At 55.8% G+C, this 18,348-nt stretch carries 18 protein-coding genes and 1 rRNA gene; 17 read left to right on the top strand and 2 right to left on the bottom strand.

Translation table 11 applies throughout. The features are described from left to right. Positions 1 to 1,858: RNase E specificity factor CsrD (gene csrD / locus MYY08_RS18355; protein WP_288015351.1), on the bottom strand; the 1,858-nt coding region annotated here is incomplete at its 3' end. Positions 1,859 to 2,073: 215 nt separating this feature from the next. On the opposite strand from csrD, the gene acuI reads away from it, so the two are divergent. From acuI to MYY08_RS18440, 17 genes are all read left to right on the top strand, one after another. Further along, the gene (acuI, locus tag MYY08_RS18360) at positions 2,074 to 3,057 is read left to right on the top strand and encodes an acrylyl-CoA reductase (NADPH) (protein WP_288015354.1); all 984 of its coding nucleotides are present in this window, start codon (positions 2,074 to 2,076) and stop codon (positions 3,055 to 3,057) included. A gap of 114 nt (positions 3,058 to 3,171) precedes the next feature. After that, positions 3,172 to 4,176, top strand: coding sequence for a protein-methionine-sulfoxide reductase catalytic subunit MsrP (gene msrP / locus MYY08_RS18365; RefSeq protein WP_038628852.1), 1,005 nt, complete (start codon positions 3,172 to 3,174; stop codon positions 4,174 to 4,176). Beyond that, complete coding sequence (msrQ, locus tag MYY08_RS18370) at positions 4,177 to 4,782, top strand: protein-methionine-sulfoxide reductase heme-binding subunit MsrQ (RefSeq protein ID WP_038628854.1); 606 nt, start codon at positions 4,177 to 4,179, stop codon at positions 4,780 to 4,782. 237 nt (positions 4,783 to 5,019) lie between these two features. Further along, positions 5,020 to 5,475: a type II 3-dehydroquinate dehydratase gene (aroQ, locus tag MYY08_RS18375; protein ID WP_038628856.1), complete on the top strand. Its 456-nt coding sequence runs from the start codon at positions 5,020 to 5,022 to the stop codon at positions 5,473 to 5,475. Between the two features lie 17 nt (positions 5,476 to 5,492). Continuing rightward, positions 5,493 to 5,960, top strand: a complete 468-nt coding sequence (accB, locus tag MYY08_RS18380) for an acetyl-CoA carboxylase biotin carboxyl carrier protein (RefSeq protein ID WP_038628858.1) — start codon at positions 5,493 to 5,495, stop codon at positions 5,958 to 5,960. Between the two features lie 11 nt (positions 5,961 to 5,971). Further along, positions 5,972 to 7,321: an acetyl-CoA carboxylase biotin carboxylase subunit gene (gene accC / locus MYY08_RS18385; RefSeq protein ID WP_038628859.1), complete on the top strand. Its 1,350-nt coding sequence runs from the start codon at positions 5,972 to 5,974 to the stop codon at positions 7,319 to 7,321. Between the two features lie 78 nt (positions 7,322 to 7,399). Then, positions 7,400 to 7,642 (top strand): YhdT family protein, encoded by a 243-nt coding sequence (locus MYY08_RS18390; RefSeq protein WP_038628861.1) that lies wholly within the window; start codon positions 7,400 to 7,402, stop codon positions 7,640 to 7,642. Continuing rightward, entirely contained in the window at positions 7,632 to 9,086 is a 1,455-nt protein-coding gene (panF, locus tag MYY08_RS18395) for a sodium/pantothenate symporter (RefSeq protein ID WP_038628863.1), read from the top strand. Before MYY08_RS18390 ends, panF begins: the two co-directional genes overlap by 11 nt. A gap of 11 nt (positions 9,087 to 9,097) precedes the next feature. After that, a complete protein-coding gene (gene prmA, locus MYY08_RS18400) occupies positions 9,098 to 9,979 on the top strand; it encodes a 50S ribosomal protein L11 methyltransferase (RefSeq protein ID WP_038628865.1) in 882 nt (293 codons plus the stop codon). Positions 9,980 to 10,161: 182 nt separating this feature from the next. After that, positions 10,162 to 10,896, top strand: coding sequence for a carbonic anhydrase (locus MYY08_RS18405; protein ID WP_288015359.1), 735 nt, complete (start codon positions 10,162 to 10,164; stop codon positions 10,894 to 10,896). Between the two features lie 305 nt (positions 10,897 to 11,201). After that, positions 11,202 to 12,167, top strand: coding sequence for a tRNA dihydrouridine synthase DusB (dusB, locus tag MYY08_RS18410; RefSeq protein WP_038630166.1), 966 nt, complete (start codon positions 11,202 to 11,204; stop codon positions 12,165 to 12,167). A gap of 24 nt (positions 12,168 to 12,191) precedes the next feature. Then, positions 12,192 to 12,488, top strand: a complete 297-nt coding sequence (fis, locus tag MYY08_RS18415; protein ID WP_000462905.1) for a DNA-binding transcriptional regulator Fis — start codon at positions 12,192 to 12,194, stop codon at positions 12,486 to 12,488. A 194-nt stretch (positions 12,489 to 12,682) separates the two neighbouring features. Continuing rightward, positions 12,683 to 13,603: a kdo(2)-lipid IV(A) palmitoleoyltransferase gene (gene lpxP, locus MYY08_RS18420; protein ID WP_084970264.1), complete on the top strand. Its 921-nt coding sequence runs from the start codon at positions 12,683 to 12,685 to the stop codon at positions 13,601 to 13,603. A gap of 351 nt (positions 13,604 to 13,954) precedes the next feature. Further along, positions 13,955 to 14,980, top strand: a complete 1,026-nt coding sequence (locus MYY08_RS18425) for an amino acid ABC transporter substrate-binding protein (RefSeq protein WP_038628876.1) — start codon at positions 13,955 to 13,957, stop codon at positions 14,978 to 14,980. A gap of 68 nt (positions 14,981 to 15,048) precedes the next feature. Then, positions 15,049 to 16,227: an amino acid ABC transporter permease gene (locus tag MYY08_RS18430; protein ID WP_038628878.1), complete on the top strand. Its 1,179-nt coding sequence runs from the start codon at positions 15,049 to 15,051 to the stop codon at positions 16,225 to 16,227. A gap of 15 nt (positions 16,228 to 16,242) precedes the next feature. Then, positions 16,243 to 17,343: an amino acid ABC transporter permease gene (locus MYY08_RS18435; RefSeq protein ID WP_084970266.1), complete on the top strand. Its 1,101-nt coding sequence runs from the start codon at positions 16,243 to 16,245 to the stop codon at positions 17,341 to 17,343. 9 nt (positions 17,344 to 17,352) lie between these two features. After that, a complete protein-coding gene (locus MYY08_RS18440) occupies positions 17,353 to 18,108 on the top strand; it encodes an amino acid ABC transporter ATP-binding protein (RefSeq protein ID WP_038628882.1) in 756 nt (251 codons plus the stop codon). Between the two features lie 144 nt (positions 18,109 to 18,252). Here MYY08_RS18440 and rrf read toward each other — a convergent pair. Beyond that, positions 18,253 to 18,348 (bottom strand): 5S ribosomal RNA (gene rrf / locus MYY08_RS18445); the annotation flags it as partial.

Raw genomic sequence — 18,348 nt, forward strand, 5'->3', positions numbered from 1 at the left:
GCGCTGAAAGCGTTTGCCATTCGTCGCGCGTTCTGACGCCCGCGGCGAATACCTGCGTCGGCGTCATGCGGCACACTTCCAGCAGGCTTTTCACAAACAGCTGGTTTTCCGTACGGCGATCGATGTTGCGCACCAGGCTCGGATGGAGCTTGATCAGCTCCACGCCCGCCAGGGTGATATAGGCGGTGCTGACCACCGTCAGACCCGCCTGATTGACCGCCAGGCGACAGCCGAAGCCTTTCAATAAACGCAGCGCCGGCTGTAATCGATTGAAGTGTTGACACACTTCCGCCTCTGCAAGTTCAAATAAAAAACGCTGTCGCTGCGATTTTGTACACTGCAACAGCATATCACGCAGGGTGCGCTGGAAGCCGGGCTGCAATAGAGAGTCAATCGTAATAGGCACCGCCAGCGTCTCCTGCGGCCAGCAGGCGGAGAGCGTCAGGATACGCTGCATCAGCTGGCGGTCATACGCCTCCGCCAGCCCCATCTGCTGCACCAGCGGCATAAACTCCGCGGCCAGCAGCTCTTTTTCGCCATCGTAAATGCGCGGCAGCATTTCGCGGTGATGCACGCGTCCGTCGCGCAGAACGGCGGGCTTCTGATAAAGCCTTGGACCGCCGCGCTTCAGGGTATGCTCCAGCAGCGTGCGCCATTTTACGCTGCCGCGTCCGCCGTCGCTGTCCGTTCCTTCACCGGTGACCCAGGTGTTGCCGCCCTGCAATGAGGCGTGGCGCGTCGCCTGTTCTACGCTCTCCATGACCTGCTGCGTGGTCTGCCCGCTGCGCCAGGCGCTGATGCCGATATGCATCATATTTTGCCGATCGATCATCGCCGTCGGCGGCAGCGCGTCCACCGCTTTGATCAGCTGGGCGGCAATGCCGTCAGCCTCTTTTAACGTGCGATGGGGCAGCAACACCATAAAGTCGCTGCGGAAGTAGCGCGCCAGCAGTGCGCCAGGATAGCGCATCACAAAGGTAGAGAGCATGTTCACCAGCGCAAACAGATACTCTTTCACCGGCGCGTGCCCCCACTTCTCGCTCAGGCTGTCAAAATCGGGCAGGCGGATCATCATCACCACGCCATGCGTGCCGACGTTTTCCTGATCTTCCAGCAGCGTCGCCAGCTGATTATCGAAAAAGAGCCGATTATTGAGGCCGGTCGTGGCGTCCTGCGCGGTAAAGGCGCGGATTAAGGTGTCGATGCGGGTGCGCTGCTCGCGCGCTTCATGGAGATCGTCCAGCAGCAGATCGAGCGCGGTCGACGCTTTCGGCGGCCATTCATTGACGTTGCCGCGTCCGATGCCGCGGCGCTCGCCCTCAATAATCCTTTCGGCACGCATTTCCAGGCTTTCCATCCCTTTTAACTGTCGCCACAGCCAGCGATGCGTGGGCAGCAGCAGCAGCATCATGATCGTCGCCACCAGCAACACCACGACCAGCGTAGAGGAACCAATATAGGAACGAAACCAGGTATTGGCCGGGTCGAGCAGCTCCACGCGCATCGTCCAGCCCTGCTGATGCAGCATCGCCAAATCGTAACGGCGGAAGCGATTGGGCTCGTCCTCGATGAGCGGATATTGATGACGAGAAAGATTGAGAATCACATCCTGCTGGTTGCGGATCTGCAGCTGTTCGATATCCATTAGCGGCATGATACGTTGTAGCCACGGCTTCAGCTCGGCGACGCTTTTCGTCAACAGCGCCTGATCGACCTCCGTCATCAGCGACTGCACCTGTCTTTCCACGCGCTCGCTGCGCAGCCAGAAAAAACTTAGCGCGCAGCCGACGAGCATTAATACCATTGCCAGAGTGATAAGCAGCGTGACAAACGCTGACAGTTTTGTGGTTAATCGCATCCCTGTGCCTTTTTCACTGCGGTTATGACCACGCCATTGACGTTCAGAAGCGGGTGCCAGATTGTTAGTGATCTAAAACTTTTCATGCCGGCAACGTTAAATAACCGCAAACGTCCGCGGTTTATTTGCGGCTGGTCAGCCTCTGTGACCCTCCGGCGAGTATAGTTGCCAGAGACCCGGTCGTTACCAACGAAAATCAAATTCAGGAGAATCTCATGCAGGCTTTACTGATAGAACAAACTGACGGCGTATACCAGACGGTATTACGCGACATTTCACCAGAGCAGCTGCCGGCAGGTAACGTGACCGTGGATGTTAACTGGTCAGGCATCAACTATAAAGACGCACTTGCGATTACGGGCAAAGGCAAAATCATTCGCCAGTTCCCGATGGTGCCCGGCATCGATTTTGCCGGTACGGTGCGCCACAGCGAAGATCCGCGTTTTCATGTCGGGCAGCAGGTAGTGCTGACCGGCTTCGGCGTGGGAGAAACGCACTGGGGCGGGCTGGCGGAACAGGCGCGCGTTAACGGCGACTGGCTGGTGCCGCTGCCGGAAGGATTAAGCGACCGCCAGGCAATGATTTTGGGCACCGCCGGCTTCACTGCGATGCTGTGCGTCATGGCGCTGGAAGAAGGCGGCGTGACGCCCGATAAAGTCGACGTGCTGGTGACCGGCGCCAGCGGCGGCGTCGGCAGCACCGCCGTCGCCCTGCTGAACGCGCTGGGTTATCAGGTGACGGCAGTCAGCGGACGGGAAAGCAACGGCGATTATCTGCGTCAGTTGGGCGCCGCTAACGTGCTGCCGCGCAGCGAGTTCAGCAGCGACAGTCGTCCGTTGGAAAAACAGCGCTGGGCAGGGGCCATCGATACTGTCGGCGACAAAGTGCTGGCCAGCGTACTGGCGCAGATGCACTACTCCGGCGTTGTCGCCGCCTGCGGTCTTGCGGGCGGCTTTGCGCTGCCAACCTCGGTGATGCCGTTTATTCTGCGCAACGTGCGCCTGCAGGGCGTCGATTCGGTGCAAACGCCGACGCCGCGCCGTCTTGAAGCCTGGAAACGACTGGTGAAAACCGTTCCCGCCAGCTTTTATCAGCAGGCGACGGTGGAAGTGGCGCTGAGCGACGCCGCAGACGCCGCTCGCCGTCTGCTAAATAATGAAGTCACCGGACGTACGCTGGTGAAAGTGACTCAGGGATAAGCGCCAGGAAATTTCACATTTTAATGTGAAAAATCGTCCCGGTCCGACTTTTTGCTGCATGCTTACTTATCTGCTCCCTGCCGCGCCGCAGGGAGATTGCACAGGAGTCGCGTTATGAAGCCGGTCACTAAGCTCACTGAAGCTGATATCACACCCGAAACGATTTTCCATCAGCAGCGCCGACAGATTTTGAAGGCGCTCGGTTTAAGCGCCGCGGCGCTTACCGTCCCTGGCGCCGCACGCGCCGATGTACTTTCCTGGTTCAAGGGCAACGATCGACCACCTGCGCCAGCGGGCCGTCCGCTCGATTTCAGCAAACCGGAAGCCTGGCAATCCTCCCTGCCGCTCACGCCGGAAGATAAAGTCAGCGGTTATAACAACTTCTATGAGTTCGGGCTCGATAAAGCCGATCCGGCCGCCAACGCTGGCAGCCTGAAAACGGATGACTGGAAGATCCGCATCGACGGCGAGGTCGCCAGGCCGCTTACGCTCGATATGGATGATATTTTCAAGCGCTTTCCGCAGCAGCAGCGTATCTACCGCATGCGCTGCGTGGAAGCCTGGTCGATGGTGATCCCCTGGGTCGGCTTTGAGCTGGGCCAGTTGCTGAAAGCCGCCGAGCCCACCAGCAATGCGCGTTTTGTCGCTTTCCAGACGGTATATGCCCCTGATCAGATGCCTGGCCAGAAGGATCGTTTTATTGGCGGCGGGCTGGATTATCCCTATGTCGAAGGGCTGCGTCTGGATGAGGCGATGCATCCGTTGACCCTGCTTTCTACCGGCGTTTATGGCAAAGCGCTGCCGCCGCAAAACGGCGCGCCTGTCCGTCTGACGGTACCGTGGAAATATGGCTTTAAGGGCATCAAATCGATCGTGCACATTAAGCTGACGCGCGATCGTCCGCCGACCACCTGGAATCAGCTGGCGCCGGATGAGTATGGCTTTTTCGCCAATGTGAATCCGCATGTGGATCATCCGCGCTGGTCGCAGGCGACCGAACGCTTTATCGGCGCCGGCGGCATTCTGAATGTCGATCGCCAGCCGACATTGCTGTTCAACGGCTATGGCGACCAGGTGGCGTCGCTCTATCGCGGGCTCGATTTGCGGGAGAATTTCTGAGTGCGTCTGACGTTAAAACAGATAACCGGCCTGAAAGTCCTGCTGCATCTGGCGGGACTGTTGCCCTTATTGTGGCTGATTTTCGCCGTGCTGCAGGGTACCGGCTTTAGCGCCGACCCGGCGAAAGATATTCAGCACTTTACCGGCCGCATGGCGCTGAAGTTCCTGCTCGCCACCCTGCTGGTTTCGCCGCTGGCGCGCTATGGACGCCAGCCGCTGCTGATTCGGGTGCGCCGCCTGTTGGGGCTGTGGTGTTTCGCCTGGGCGACGCTGCATCTGCTGAGCTATTCGCTGTTGGAGCTGGGCCTTAACAATCTGCGACTGCTGGGATCGGAACTGATTTCACGTCCTTATCTGACGCTGGGGATTATCAGCTGGCTGACGTTGCTGGCGCTGGCGCTCACTTCTTTCCAGAAGGCGCAGCGAAAACTGGGACGCCGCTGGCAAACTCTGCACAATATGATTTATCTGGTGGCGATCCTCGCGCCGGTTCACTATATCTGGTCGGTAAAAGTTCTTTCTCCGCAGCCGCTGATCTATGCGCTTTTGGCGCTTATCCTGCTCGCCTGGCGCTATAAAAAGTTTTGGCGCTGGTTTGTAAAATAGCGGCGCGATCTGTGCCGCATCCCACATATCCATACTGTTTAACTAAATCTTTCATTAACCGTGGTTGATAAACTTCGCAGATAAGACCAGTATTTAGCTGCGAAAAGCAACGAAATCATTATAATGCCCAGCTTCGGTTGCAGTGACGGGCTATTTTTCGCCTCCAGAAAGGTGACAAATAGCTTCTCACGAGGTATTTTACGCGATGCCTCAATTATTGCAGGAGATAGCAGCAAAATGGCGCACGATTTTCATATTCTGCTCTTGAACGGTCCGAACCTCAATTTACTGGGGACGCGCGAACCGGAAAAATATGGGCGCAGCACGCTGACCGGGATCGTTGACGATCTGACATCGCAGGCCAGCGCGTTGAATGTGAAACTCAGCCATTTGCAGTCGAATGCAGAACACGTTCTGATTGAGCGTATTCATGAGGCGAGAGGCAATGTCGATTATATCGTCATTAACCCGGCGGCCTTTACGCATACCAGCGTAGCGCTGCGCGATGCATTGCTGGCGGTAGATATCCCTTTTATCGAGGTGCATATCACCAACGTACATGCCCGCGAGCCCTTTCGCCACCATTCCTGGCTTTCTGATATTGCTGCCGGCGTAATCTGTGGACTTGGCGTCGACGGTTACACCTGGGCTTTACAAACGGCAGTAAAACGCCTGTCAAATCAAATTAAATAGAGTACGGACCCACACTCATGGATATTCGTAAGATTAAAAAACTGATCGAACTGGTTGAAGAATCCGGTATCGCCGAACTTGAAATCTCTGAAGGCGAGGAATCCGTTCGCATCAGCCGCGCACCTGCAGCTCCCGCTTATCCGATGATGCAACAGGCTTACGCCGCGCCAGCTCCGCAGCCTGCTCTGGCTACCGCTGTAGCGCCTGCCGCTGCGCCAGCGATCGAAGCGCCTGCCGCTGCGGAACTGAGCGGCCACATCGTGCGCTCTCCGATGGTCGGCACCTTCTATCGTACGCCGAGCCCGGATGCGAAAGCGTTTGTCGAAGTCGGTCAGAAAGTGAATATCGGCGATACCCTGTGCATCGTTGAAGCCATGAAGATGATGAACCAGATCGAAGCAGACAAGGCGGGCGTGGTTAAAGCTATCCTGGTCGAAAGCGGTCAACCTGTTGAGTTTGACGAGCCGCTGGTCGTCATCGAATAACGAGGCGCACCATGCTGGATAAAATTGTTATTGCTAACCGCGGTGAGATCGCTCTGCGCATTTTGCGTGCCTGTAAAGAACTGGGCATCAAAACCGTTGCGGTACACTCTACGGCGGATCGCGATCTGAAACATGTGCTGCTGGCGGACGAGACCGTATGTATCGGTCCGGCGCCCTCAGTTAAAAGCTACCTGAACATTCCGGCGCTGATCTCCGCAGCGGAAATCACCGGCGCGGTGGCGATTCACCCAGGCTACGGCTTCCTGTCTGAAAACGCCGACTTTGCCGAGCAGGTAGAGCGTTCCGGCTTTATTTTCATCGGTCCGCGTGCCGAAACGATTCGCCTGATGGGCGACAAAGTTTCTGCAATCAACGCGATGAAAAAAGCGGGCGTGCCTTGCGTGCCGGGTTCTGACGGTCCGCTGGGCGACGATATGGATAAGAACCGCGCCATCGCCAAGCGCATCGGCTATCCGGTAATTATCAAAGCCTCCGGCGGCGGCGGCGGGCGCGGTATGCGCGTCGTTCGCAGCGATAAAGAGCTGGAAAACTCCATTAACATGACCCGTGCGGAAGCGAAAGCCGCTTTCAACAACGACATGGTCTACATGGAGAAGTACCTTGAAAACCCGCGCCACATCGAGATTCAGGTGTTGGCGGACGGTCAGGGCAACGCCATCTATCTGGCGGAACGCGACTGCTCTATGCAGCGTCGTCACCAGAAAGTGGTAGAAGAAGCGCCGGCGCCGGGCATTACCATGGAAATGCGTCGCTATATCGGCGAACGCTGTACCCAGGCGTGCGTGGAGATCGGTTACCGCGGCGCAGGCACCTTCGAGTTCCTGTATGAAAACGGCGAGTTCTACTTTATCGAGATGAACACCCGTATTCAGGTTGAGCATCCGGTTACCGAGATGATCACCGGCGTGGATTTGATCAAAGAGCAGCTGCGCATCGCAGCAGGCCAGCCGCTTTCTATCAAGCAGGAAGAGGTGGTGGTGAAAGGCCACGCGGTGGAATGCCGTATCAATGCGGAAGATCCGAACACTTTTCTGCCGAGTCCGGGCAAAATTACCCGTTTCCATGCGCCAGGCGGTTTTGGCGTGCGTTGGGAATCGCATATTTATGCCGGTTACAGCGTGCCGCCCTACTACGACTCCATGATCGGCAAGCTGATTACCTACGGTGAAAACCGTGACGTGGCGATTGCCCGCATGAAAAACGCACTGGCTGAGCTGATCATCGACGGCATCAAAACCAACGTTGAGCTGCAGATGAAGATCATGTCAGACGAAAACTTCCAGCACGGTGGAACCAACATCCACTACCTGGAGAAAAAGCTGGGTCTGGCGGAGAAGTAATTCTCCCGTTGCCCTGTCTGAGGCCGGCTTGTCCGGCCTTTTCTCATTCTGGTTTCGCACATAATGAAAGGCTCTCTTATGGATGCGCGCTTTATCCAGGCACACCGCGAGGCCCGCTGGTCCTTCTGGCTGGCGCTGGCGTATCTGGCGGTATGGGCGCTTTGCGCCTGGCTGGGCGGCATGCAGCCCGGCGTTACCGGCCTGCCTCGCTGGTTTGAACTCTCCTGCTTTTTCGCCCCGCTGCTGTTTATCTTTCTCTGCTGGCTGATGATCCGCGTGGTCTTCCGCGATATCCCGCTGGAGGATAATCATGAAAGCTGAAGTCATCCTTCCCCTGCTGGGCTACCTGCTGCTGATCGCCGCTCTCTCCCTCTACGCCATGCGTAAACGGCGCACCGGCAACTTTCTGAACGAATATTTTCTCGGCGGGCGTTCAATGGGCGGTTTCGTGTTGGCGATGACGCTGACCACCACCTATATCAGCGCCAGCTCGTTTATCGGCGGGCCGGGCGCCGCCTATAAGTATGGTCTCGGCTGGGTGCTGCTGGCGATGGTTCAGGTGCCAGCCGTCTGGTTGTCGCTGGGAGTGCTGGGCAAAAAGTTCGCTATTCTCGCGCGTCGTTATCATGCGGTCACGCTCAACGACATGCTCTATGCGCGCTACCGCAGCCCGCTGCTGGTCTGGCTTTCCAGCCTCAGCCTGCTGGTAGCATTCGTCGGCGCGATGACGGTGCAGTTTATCGGCGGCGCCAGACTGCTGGAGACCGCGGCGGGCATTCCTTACAATACCGGCCTGCTGATTTTCGGCGGCACCATTGCGCTTTACACGGCGTTCGGCGGCTTCCGCGCCAGCGTGCTGAATGATGCGATGCAGGGCCTGGTGATGCTGATCGGCACTTTTCTGCTGCTGTTCGCCGTGGTGCACGCCGCGGGCGGCATGCACGCAGCCGTCACCAAACTTCAACAAATCGATCCGCGCCTGGTGACCCCACAGGGCGTCGACAATATTATTACGCCGACCTTCCTTTCCTCGTTCGTGGTGCTGGTCTGCTTTGGCGTGATTGGGCTGCCACACACGGCGGTGCGCTGCATCTCCTATAAAGACAGCAAGGCGGTGCATCGCGGCATCGTCGTCGGCACCATTGTGGTAGCGGTGCTGATGCTGGGCATGCATCTGGCGGGCGCTCTGGGCCGGGCGATCCTGCCCGATCTGACAGTGCCGGATCGCGTGATCCCAACGCTGATGCTCGCGGTGCTGCCGCCTTTTGCCGCCGGGATCTTTCTGGCGGCGCCGATGGCGGCGATCATGTCGACGATCAACGCGCAGCTGTTGCAGTCCTCCGCGACGATCGTTAAAGATCTCTATTTACGCCTTTATCCGCAGCAGCTGAATAACGAGCTGCGCCTGCGCCGTCTGTCCGGCATGATTACGCTGGTGCTCGGTCTACTGCTGCTGCTGGCGGCGTGGAGTCCGCCCGATATGATTATCTGGCTGAACCTGCTGGCGTTCGGCGGGCTGGAAGCAGTGTTCCTGTGGCCGCTGGTATTAGGCCTCTACTGGGAAAAAGCCAACGCGGCGGGCGCCCTGAGCGCGATGATCGTCGGCGCCGCCTCCTATACGCTGCTGGCAGCGCTGCATCTGGAGCCGGGCGGCTTTCATCCGATTGTGCCGGCGCTGCTGTTAAGCCTGTTGGCCTTTGTTATCGGTAATCTGTTTGGTCGTTCGGCGCCTGCGCCGGATGACGCCTCTTCACTGTATGAATAAAGAGAATCGCTATGCCCTGGATACAAATTAAGATCAACACTACCGGCGCGGATGCGGAAGCGCTGGGTGACCTGTTAATGGAACAGGGTGCCGTGTCGGTGACCTTCCAGGATACGCATGACACGCCGGTATTCGAGCCGCTGCCAGGCGAAACGCGTCTGTGGGGCGATACTGACGCTATCGGCCTGTTTGATGCCGAAACGGATATGGCGGAAGTGGTCAGCCTGCTGGAGCAGGATCCGCTGTTAGGTCCAGGCTTCCGCCATAAGATCGAGCAGATCGAAGATAAAGACTGGGAGCGCGAATGGATGGAGAACTTTCATCCTATGCGTTTCGGTCAGCGTTTGTGGATCTGCCCCAGCTGGCGCGACGTGCCCGAACCGGATGCGGTGAATGTGATGCTCGATCCGGGTCTGGCCTTCGGCACCGGCACGCACCCGACCACGGCGCTCTGCCTGAGCTGGCTGGACGGGCTCGATCTGCAAGGTAAAACCGTTATCGATTTCGGCTGCGGCTCCGGCATTCTGGCGATCGCGGCGCTGAAGCTCGGCGCGGCGCAGGCTATCGGTATCGATATCGATCCGCAGGCTATTCAGGCCAGTCGCGATAATGCCGAGCGCAACGGCGTCTCCGATCGTCTGTCGCTTTATCTGCCCCACGAGCAGCCGGCCGATCTCAGCGCCGACGTGGTAGTGGCGAACATTCTCGCCGGACCGCTGCGTGAGCTGGCGCCGTTGATTAGCGTGCTGCCTAAATCCGGCGGCTATCTCGGTCTGTCAGGTATTCTCGCCAGCCAGGCGGAAAGCGTGTGTGAAGCCTATGAAGAACGCTTCACGCTCGATCCGGTAGCGGAAAAAGAGGAATGGTGCCGTATTACCGGCGTCCGCCGCTAAGTCTTCTTCGCGCGCTGTGAAATGCTGTCGCAGCGCGCTATTTTCGTCCCTTCTCGCTTTCGCTTTTTTTGCCACTTTTTCTCCGGCACTATTTTATACTCTCCTGTGCTGGTTGGGCGTTTATCGTCCCGACCGGACGGCGCATGAAGCGCCGATATCAATCCTACAGAAGGAAGATCAGGATGAAAAAAACCTCAACGGCGTTATTGGCGCTGGCGCTAACCTGGATGACGCCCGCGCTGGCGGGAATTCAATGGTCCTATGAAGGCAAAGCATCGCCGGAACACTGGGGCGAACTCAGTGAGCGCTGGCAGACCTGCAATAAAGGTATGTATCAGTCGCCTGTCAATATCCAACATCCCATAAACGGCAACCTGCCGCCGCTTCAGCTCAGCTTTCATCCCCATGCGAAATCCATCGTCAACAATGGCCATACGGTGCAGATTGAAGTGGAGGATGACGATGATTTCCTGCTGGACGATCAGCGCTGGACGCTCAGGCAGTTCCATTTTCACGCTCCCAGCGAAAATCATATCAATGGGCAAAGCTTTCCGCTGGAGATCCATTTTGTGCATGAGAACGCTAACGGTGAGCTGGCCGTGATTGCCGTGATGGTGGTTGCTGGCGACGATAACCCTGCACTGGACATGATTCTGAGCTCGCTGCCGCCGAAGCAGCATCAAGTGCAGGCGTTGCAGCAGAAATTGCAGTTAACGCATCTTTATCCTGAGGACAGGCACTATTATCGTTTTAGCGGTTCGCTGACCACGCCGCCCTGCAGCGAAGGCGTCATTTGGCTGGTGATGAAGCAGCAGGTAGAGGCCTCACCAGCGCAGTTGACGCAGTTTACCAAGGCGCTCATTCATGCCAATAATCGTCCATTACAGCCGCTTAATGGGCGGCAAATAGTGAACTGAACCGCTGCCTTTTGCCGTCTTTGCTACGCTTTCCGGCATGACCATGCCGCGGAATGTCCGGTTTTATCTGCCGGAAAGCTGCTTTTATATTGCGAAAGCGATCACAAATTAAGAAAAATCTTTGCTCACAATTTCAGCTTATATTTTTAAGCCATTGTTTTTAATAAGCAAACTTTTAAAGGCTAAACAGTAACCCACTTTTCCATGATTTTTCCACACTGATTGTTCAAAGTTTGGCCTTTCATCTTCAGTAAAAAATGCGTAATATACGCCGCCTTGCGAGTAGATATGGTCACTTCTTTTTCATGCGCATTGGACAACACCAGCTCCGTAATCAATTGATAGCCGCTCCGATGGCCGGTATTACCGACAGGCCTTTCAGAACGCTCTGTTATCAGATGGGAGCCGGGATGACCGTTTCCGAGATGATGTCGTCAAACCCGGAAGTTTGGGCCAGCGATAAGTCTCGTTTGCGTATGGTACACAGTGACGAGCCCGGAATTCGCACCGTGCAGATTGCCGGTTGCGATCCTGATGATATGGCCGAAGCGGCGCGGATTAATGTGGCATCCGGCGCACAGGTTATTGATATCAATATGGGCTGCCCGGCTAAGAAGGTGAATCGTAAGATGGCTGGCTCCGCGCTGCTGCAATATCCTGACGTGGTAAAGAGTATTCTTACCGCCGTGGTAAATGCCGTAGAGGTGCCGGTGACCTTAAAGATCCGTACCGGCTGGGATACAGAAAATCGTAATTGCACTGAAATTGCCCAATTGGCTGAACGTTGTGGTATTCAGGCCCTGACCATTCATGGACGTACTCGCGCCTGTTTGTTCAACGGTAACGCTGAATACGACAGCATTCGGACAGTTAAGCAGAACGTTTCCATTCCGGTTATCGCGAACGGAGACATTACTGACCCGCACAAGGCCAGGGCGGTGCTCGACTATACGGGGGCTGATGCCCTGATGATAGGCCGTGCCGCTCAGGGAAGACCGTGGATCTTCCGGGAAATCCAGCATTATCTGGACACTGGGGAGTTGCTCCCACCCATGCCGTTGGCAGAAGTGAAGCGCTTGCTAATCGGGCATATACGGGAACTGCACGACTTTTACGGTCACGGCAAAGGATACCGTATTGCGCGAAAACACGTCTCCTGGTATCTCCAGGAGCATGCCCCAAACGACCAGTTTCGGCGCACATTCAACGCCATTGAGGATGCCAGCGAACAGCTGGAGGCGTTGGAGGCATACTTCGAAAAACTTGCGTAAACGAAATAAAGAGCTGACAGAACTATGTTCGAACAACGCGTAAATTCTGACGTACTGACCGTTTCTACCGTTAACTCACAGGATCAGGTAACGCAAAAGCCGCTGCGTGATTCGGTAAAACAGGCACTGAAGAACTATTTTGCTCAATTGAATGGTCAGGATGTTAATGATCTGTATGAGCTGGTACTGGCTGAAGTAGAGCAGCCTCTGTTGGACATGGTGATGCAATATACCCGTGGCAACCAGACCCGTGCAGCCCTGATGATGGGCATTAACCGCGGTACGCTGCGTAAGAAACTGAAAAAATACGGCATGAATTAATCTTCACCGCTGTGAAAAAAGGCGCACCTCCCGGATGCGCCTTTTTTAATGTCTGGACCGCAAGAATTGTCCGTTTTTTGTAAATATGGGCCGTCCCGCCTAACTTCTCTTCCCGATCGGTGTCTGAGAATCTGTACCGCGATTGATTGACGTCATTATGCGCTACATCCTTCTTTTACGCATAAGTGAGCGTCATGAAATCATCTACATCCTTCACCTTTGATCTGTTGCATCCGCGCTACTGGCTGAACTGGTTCGGTCTGGGCGTTCTTTTTCTACTGGTTCAGCTCCCCTTTCCGCTGATTGAACGACTGGGCGTCTGGATGGGCCGGACTTCAATGCGCTTTCTACCAAGGCGTGTGCGCATTACGCGTCGCAACCTGGAGCTCTGTTTCCCCGATCTGCCGTCCTGCGAGCTGGAACAGCGTATTGTGCACAACTTTGAATCGCTGGGTATGGGCCTGATGGAAACCGGGATGGCCTGGTTCTGGCCCGATAGCCGCGTGAAACGCTGGTTTACGGTGAATGGTCTGCACAACCTGAAAACGGCGCAGCAAAATAAGCGCGGCGCGCTAATTATCGGCGTGCACTTCATGTCGCTGGAGCTGGGCGGACGTACGATGGGGCTTTGTCAGCCGATGATGGCGATGTATCGCCCTCATAACAGCAAACTGATGGAGTGGGTGCAGACTAAAGGCCGCACCCGTTCGAATAAAGCGATGATTGACCGTCGCGATCTGCGCGGCATGGTGAAAGCCCTGAAACAGGGCGAAGCGGTATGGTTCGCGCCGGATCAGGATTACGGTCCGAAAGGCAGCGTGTTCGCGCCGTTGTTCGCTGTGCCGCAGGCCGCGACCACCAGCGGCACCTTTATGCTGGCTCGCCTGGCGCGCCCGGCAATGATTACCGTCGTTCTGATCCGTAAAGAACGCGGACAGGGATATGAACTGGTGATCCAGCCTCAGCTGGAAGATTACCCACTGGATGATGAGCAGGCTGCCGCCGCCTATATGAATAAAGTCATCGAGAAAGAAATTTTACGCGCACCAAGCCAGTATCTCTGGCTGCACCGCCGCTTTAAAACGCGCCCGATCGGCGCCGCCTCGCTCTACTAGCGAGCTGAACCTTTAGCGCCCGCCTGTTGCAAAACAGGCGGGCTTTTTTATGCCCGTCCCTGAACATTCCCCACGCTGGTGCGCGCCAGTTCACATTGCTCACATAGCGTAAAACTCTTTGCACGCTTTGTGATCGCGTCGACTTACGCTGCATCATACTGGTGCGCGATAGTAACCAAACTTTCCAGTTACCTTCGGTTATCAATACTGCCCTCACGAAAATCAGGAATCTGCGACTCTGGCACTTTCTTTGCAGAGTGGTGGATGGCTGACCGCCACAGACAGGAAAAGCGCAAGCACAAGCGCTCGTCACCAAACATAACAATACGACCACGTCACACAGGATAATGTATGAATAAAAAGATGCTTTCCGCTCTGGTTACCGCCGCGTCGCTGTTTGCCGTGGCTAATCAGGCCCATGCCGGCGCGACGCTGGATGCCATCAAGAAGAAAGGTTTCGTTCAGTGCGGCATCAGCGACGGCCTGCCGGGCTTTTCCTATGCGGACGCCAACGGCAAATTCACCGGACTGGATGTTGACGTCTGCCGGGCTACCGCCGCCGCCGTCTTTGGCGACGCCACTAAGGTGAAATATACCCCGCTGACCGCCAAAGAGCGCTTTACCGCCCTGCAGTCCGGCGAAGTTGATTTGCTGTCGCGCAACACGACCTGGACTTCATCCCGCGACGGCGGCATGGGCTTTTTATTCGCTGGCGTCAATTATTACGACGGCATCGGCTTTCTTACCCATAACAAGGCCGGGCTGAAAAGCGCAAAAGAGTTGGATGGCGCGACGGTCTGTATTCAGGCTGGCACCGATACCGAACTCAATGTGGCGGACTATTTCAAAGCCAATAAGATGCAGTACACGCCGGTAACCTTTGACCGTTCTGATGAATCAGCGAAAGCGCTGGACAGCGGCCGCTGCGATACGCTCGCCTCTGACCAGTCGCAGCTTTATGCGCTGCGCATCAAACTCGGCAAGCCAGACGAGTTCATTGTGCTGCCGGAAGTGATTTCTAAAGAGCCGCTGGGGCCGCTGGTGCGCCGTGGCGATGATGATTGGTTCACGATTGTGAAATGGTCGTTCTACGCGATGCTGAATGCGGAAGAGATGGGCATAAATTCGAAAAACGTCGATCAGATGGCCGCTAAGCCCACCACGCCGGATATGGCGCACCTGCTGGGCGCGGAAGGCGATTTTGGCAAGGATCTGAAACTCGACAATAAATGGGCTTATAACATTATCAAACAGGTCGGCAACTATCAGGAGAGTTTCGATCGCAACGTGGGGAAAGATAGCCAGCTGAAAATTGCTCGTGGCCAGAACGCGCTCTGGAAAGATGGTGGTATCCAGTACGCGCCGCCGGTACGTTAATTCTTCTGTTGTTATACAGGGCGCCGACTACGGCGCCCATGCCGGCATTTTCGCTATTGAGGTCCATTATGTCTCAACGCCCAACCGTGAAAAGGGATTTTTCATTCTCTAATCCTGCGGTTCGCGCCTGGCTTTACCAGATCCTCGCGATTCTTGCGGTCTTCTCCGTAGTGGGATATCTCATCCACAATACGGTTATTAATCTGGCGAGCCGGGGTATTACTTCCGGCTTCGGCTTTTTAGAACGCGGCGCCGGTTTCGGCATCGTACAGCATTTGATCGACTACACCGACGGCGATACCTACGCGCGCGTTTTTCTGGTGGGCTTAACCAATACCCTGCTGGTTTCCGCCCTCTGTATTGTGTTTGCGTCGGTTCTGGGCTTTTTCATCGGGCTGGCGCGCCTGTCGGACAACTGGCTGCTGCGCAAAATCTCTGCGGTCTATATCGAAATCTTCCGCAATATTCCGCCGCTGCTGCAAATCTTTTTCTGGTACTTCGCTGTCCTGCGTAATCTGCCAGGTCCGCGTCAGGCATTAAGCGCATTTGACCTGGCGTTTATCAGCAATCGCGGCCTTTATATCCCCTGGCCGGAATATACCGTTGGCACCTGGCCGTTTGTTATCGCGCTGCTGCTGGCCATCGGCGCATCCGTGGCGCTGTTCCGCTACAACCGTAACTATCAACTGAAAACGGGCCGCCTGCGCCGTACCTGGCCCGCTGCGCTGGCGATGCTGGTTATCTTTCCTTTTATCGCGCATTTGCTGTTCGGCGCAGCGATGCACTGGGACGTCCCCACGCTGCGTGGCTTCAACTTCCGCGGCGGCTTCGCCCTGATCCCGGAATTGGCCGCGCTGACATTGGCGCTTTCTATCTACACCTCTTCGTTTATTGCGGAGGTGATTCGTTCCGGCATTCAGTCCGTACCCTATGGGCAACATGAAGCGGCGATGTCGCTGGGCCTGCCGAACCCGGTGACGCTGCGGCAGGTGATCATTCCACAGGCAATGCGGGTCATTATTCCGCCGCTCACCAGTCAGTATCTGAATATCGTTAAAAACTCATCGCTGGCGGCCGCCATCGGCTATCCCGATATGGTTTCGCTTTTTGCCGGCACGGTGCTGAACCAGACCGGTCAGGCGATTGAAACCATTGCCATGACCATGGCGGTATACCTGACGATCAGCCTGTTGATTTCTCTGCTGATGAATATCTACAACCGCAAAATCGCCCTGGTCGAGCGTTAAAAGGTACAGAACATTATGACGGTGACAACACATGATACGCCCCCAGTTTCAACGAACGCAGTGATGCGCGCGTCTGCCTGGGCGCGTAAGAATCTTTTTTCCAGTTGGTTTAATTCTTTGCTGACATTGCTCTGCCTGTGGCTGGCCTGGCAGGTTATTCCGCCAGCATTGAACTGGCTCATCTTCCAGGCGAACTGGTTTGGCGAAAGCCGGGCTGACTGCACCAAAGAGGGCGCTTGCTGGGTATTCGTTCATGCGCGTTTCGGCCAGTTTATGTACGGACTCTATCCGCATGAACTTCGCTGGCGCATCAATATGACGCTGGTTGTCGGCCTGCTTTCATTAGTGCCGATGTTTATCAGCCGCCTGCGGCAGCGCGGCCGCTATATCGCTGTCTGGGCCGTGGCGTTTCCGCTTTTTGTCTGGCTGATGCTGTATGGCGGCATTTTTGGGCTTGAGCGTGTGGAGACCCGTCAGTGGGGCGGTTTAACCCTGACGCTGATTATCGCAGCAGTGGGTATCGCCGGCGCGCTGCCGCTGGGTATTCTGCTGGCGCTGGGGCGGCGTTCTACCATGCCGGTGGTGCGGGCGCTCTCGGTGATTTTTATTGAGTTTTGGCGCGGCGTGCCGCTGATTACCGTGCTGTTTATGTCATCGGTAATGCTTCCGCTGTTTATGGCAGAGGGTACCAGTATCGATAAGCTGGTGCGGGCGCTGGTCGGCGTTATCCTGTTCCAGTCAGCCTACGTTGCGGAAGTTGTGCGAGGCGGATTGCAGGCGCTGCCGAAAGGACAGACGGAAGCGGCCGAGTCACTGGCGCTGGGCTACTGGAAAACACAGCTGTTGGTAATCCTGCCACAGGCGCTAAAGCTGACGATCCCTGGACTGGTTAATACCATTATCGCGCTGTTTAAAGATACCAGCCTGGTGATCATTATCGGCCTGTTCGATCTTTTTAGCAGCGTGCAGCAGGCTACCGTCGATCCCGCCTGGCTCGGCATGTCGACGGAAGGCTATGTCTTCGCCGCCATGATCTATTGGATCTTCTGTTTCAGCATGTCGCGCTACAGCCAGTACCTGGAGAAGCGTTTTCACACCGGGCGTAAGCCGCATTAAGGATCACTCATGACCTCTATAATTAATTCTTCTAACGCCATGATTACGCTGGAAAACGTTAATAAGTGGTATGGGCAGTTTCATGTACTGAAAAATATCAACCTGACGGTGAAGCCGCGTGAACGCATCGTGCTGTGCGGGCCATCCGGCTCAGGTAAATCCACCACCATACGCTGCATCAATCACCTGGAAGAACATCAGCAGGGTCGTATTGTCGTTGACGGTATTCACCTGAATGATGACTTACGCAATATAGAGAAAGTACGTACTGAGGTGGGGATGGTTTTCCAGCACTTTAATCTATTCCCGCATTTGACTGTCTTGCAGAACTGTACGCTGGCGCCGATCTGGGTACGTAAAACCGCAAAGAAACAGGCGGAAGAGTTGGCGATGCATTACCTGGAGCGCGTACGCATCGCCGAACATGCTCATAAGTTTCCCGGCCAGCTTTCCGGTGGCCAGCAGCAACGCGTGGCTATCGCCCGCTCACTCTGTATGAAGCCGAAGATTATGCTGTTCGATGAGCCGACCTCGGCGCTCGATCCAGAGATGGTAAAAGAGGTGTTGGATACCATGATTGGTCTGGCGGAAGATGGTATGACAATGCTTTGCGTCACCCATGAAATGGGATTCGCGCGTACTGTTGCCGATCGGGTGATATTTATGGATCGCGGGGAGATTGTGGAAGAGGCGCCGCCACAAGAATTTTTCGCTCATCCGAAGTCAGAGCGTACACGCATGTTTTTATCTCAGGTCATTCACTAAATTAAATGGTCAGCCCAGGCAGGATGCCGGGGCTGTTTCAGCAACTGGAGATCGGTTCTTTCAAGCAACGTTTTATACGCAAAATCTGGATAAGCAGAAACGAAAAAGCCTCAGCTTTCGCTGAGGCTCTGTCGTTTGTTTGATGCCTGGCAGTTCCCTACTCTCGCATGGGGAGGCCCCACACTACCATCGGCGCTGCGGCGTTTCACTTCTGAGTTCGGCATGGGGTCAGGTGGGACC

Source organism: Mixta sp. (assembly GCF_024610815.1).
Lineage (GTDB): Bacteria > Pseudomonadota > Gammaproteobacteria > Enterobacterales > Enterobacteriaceae > Mixta > Mixta calida.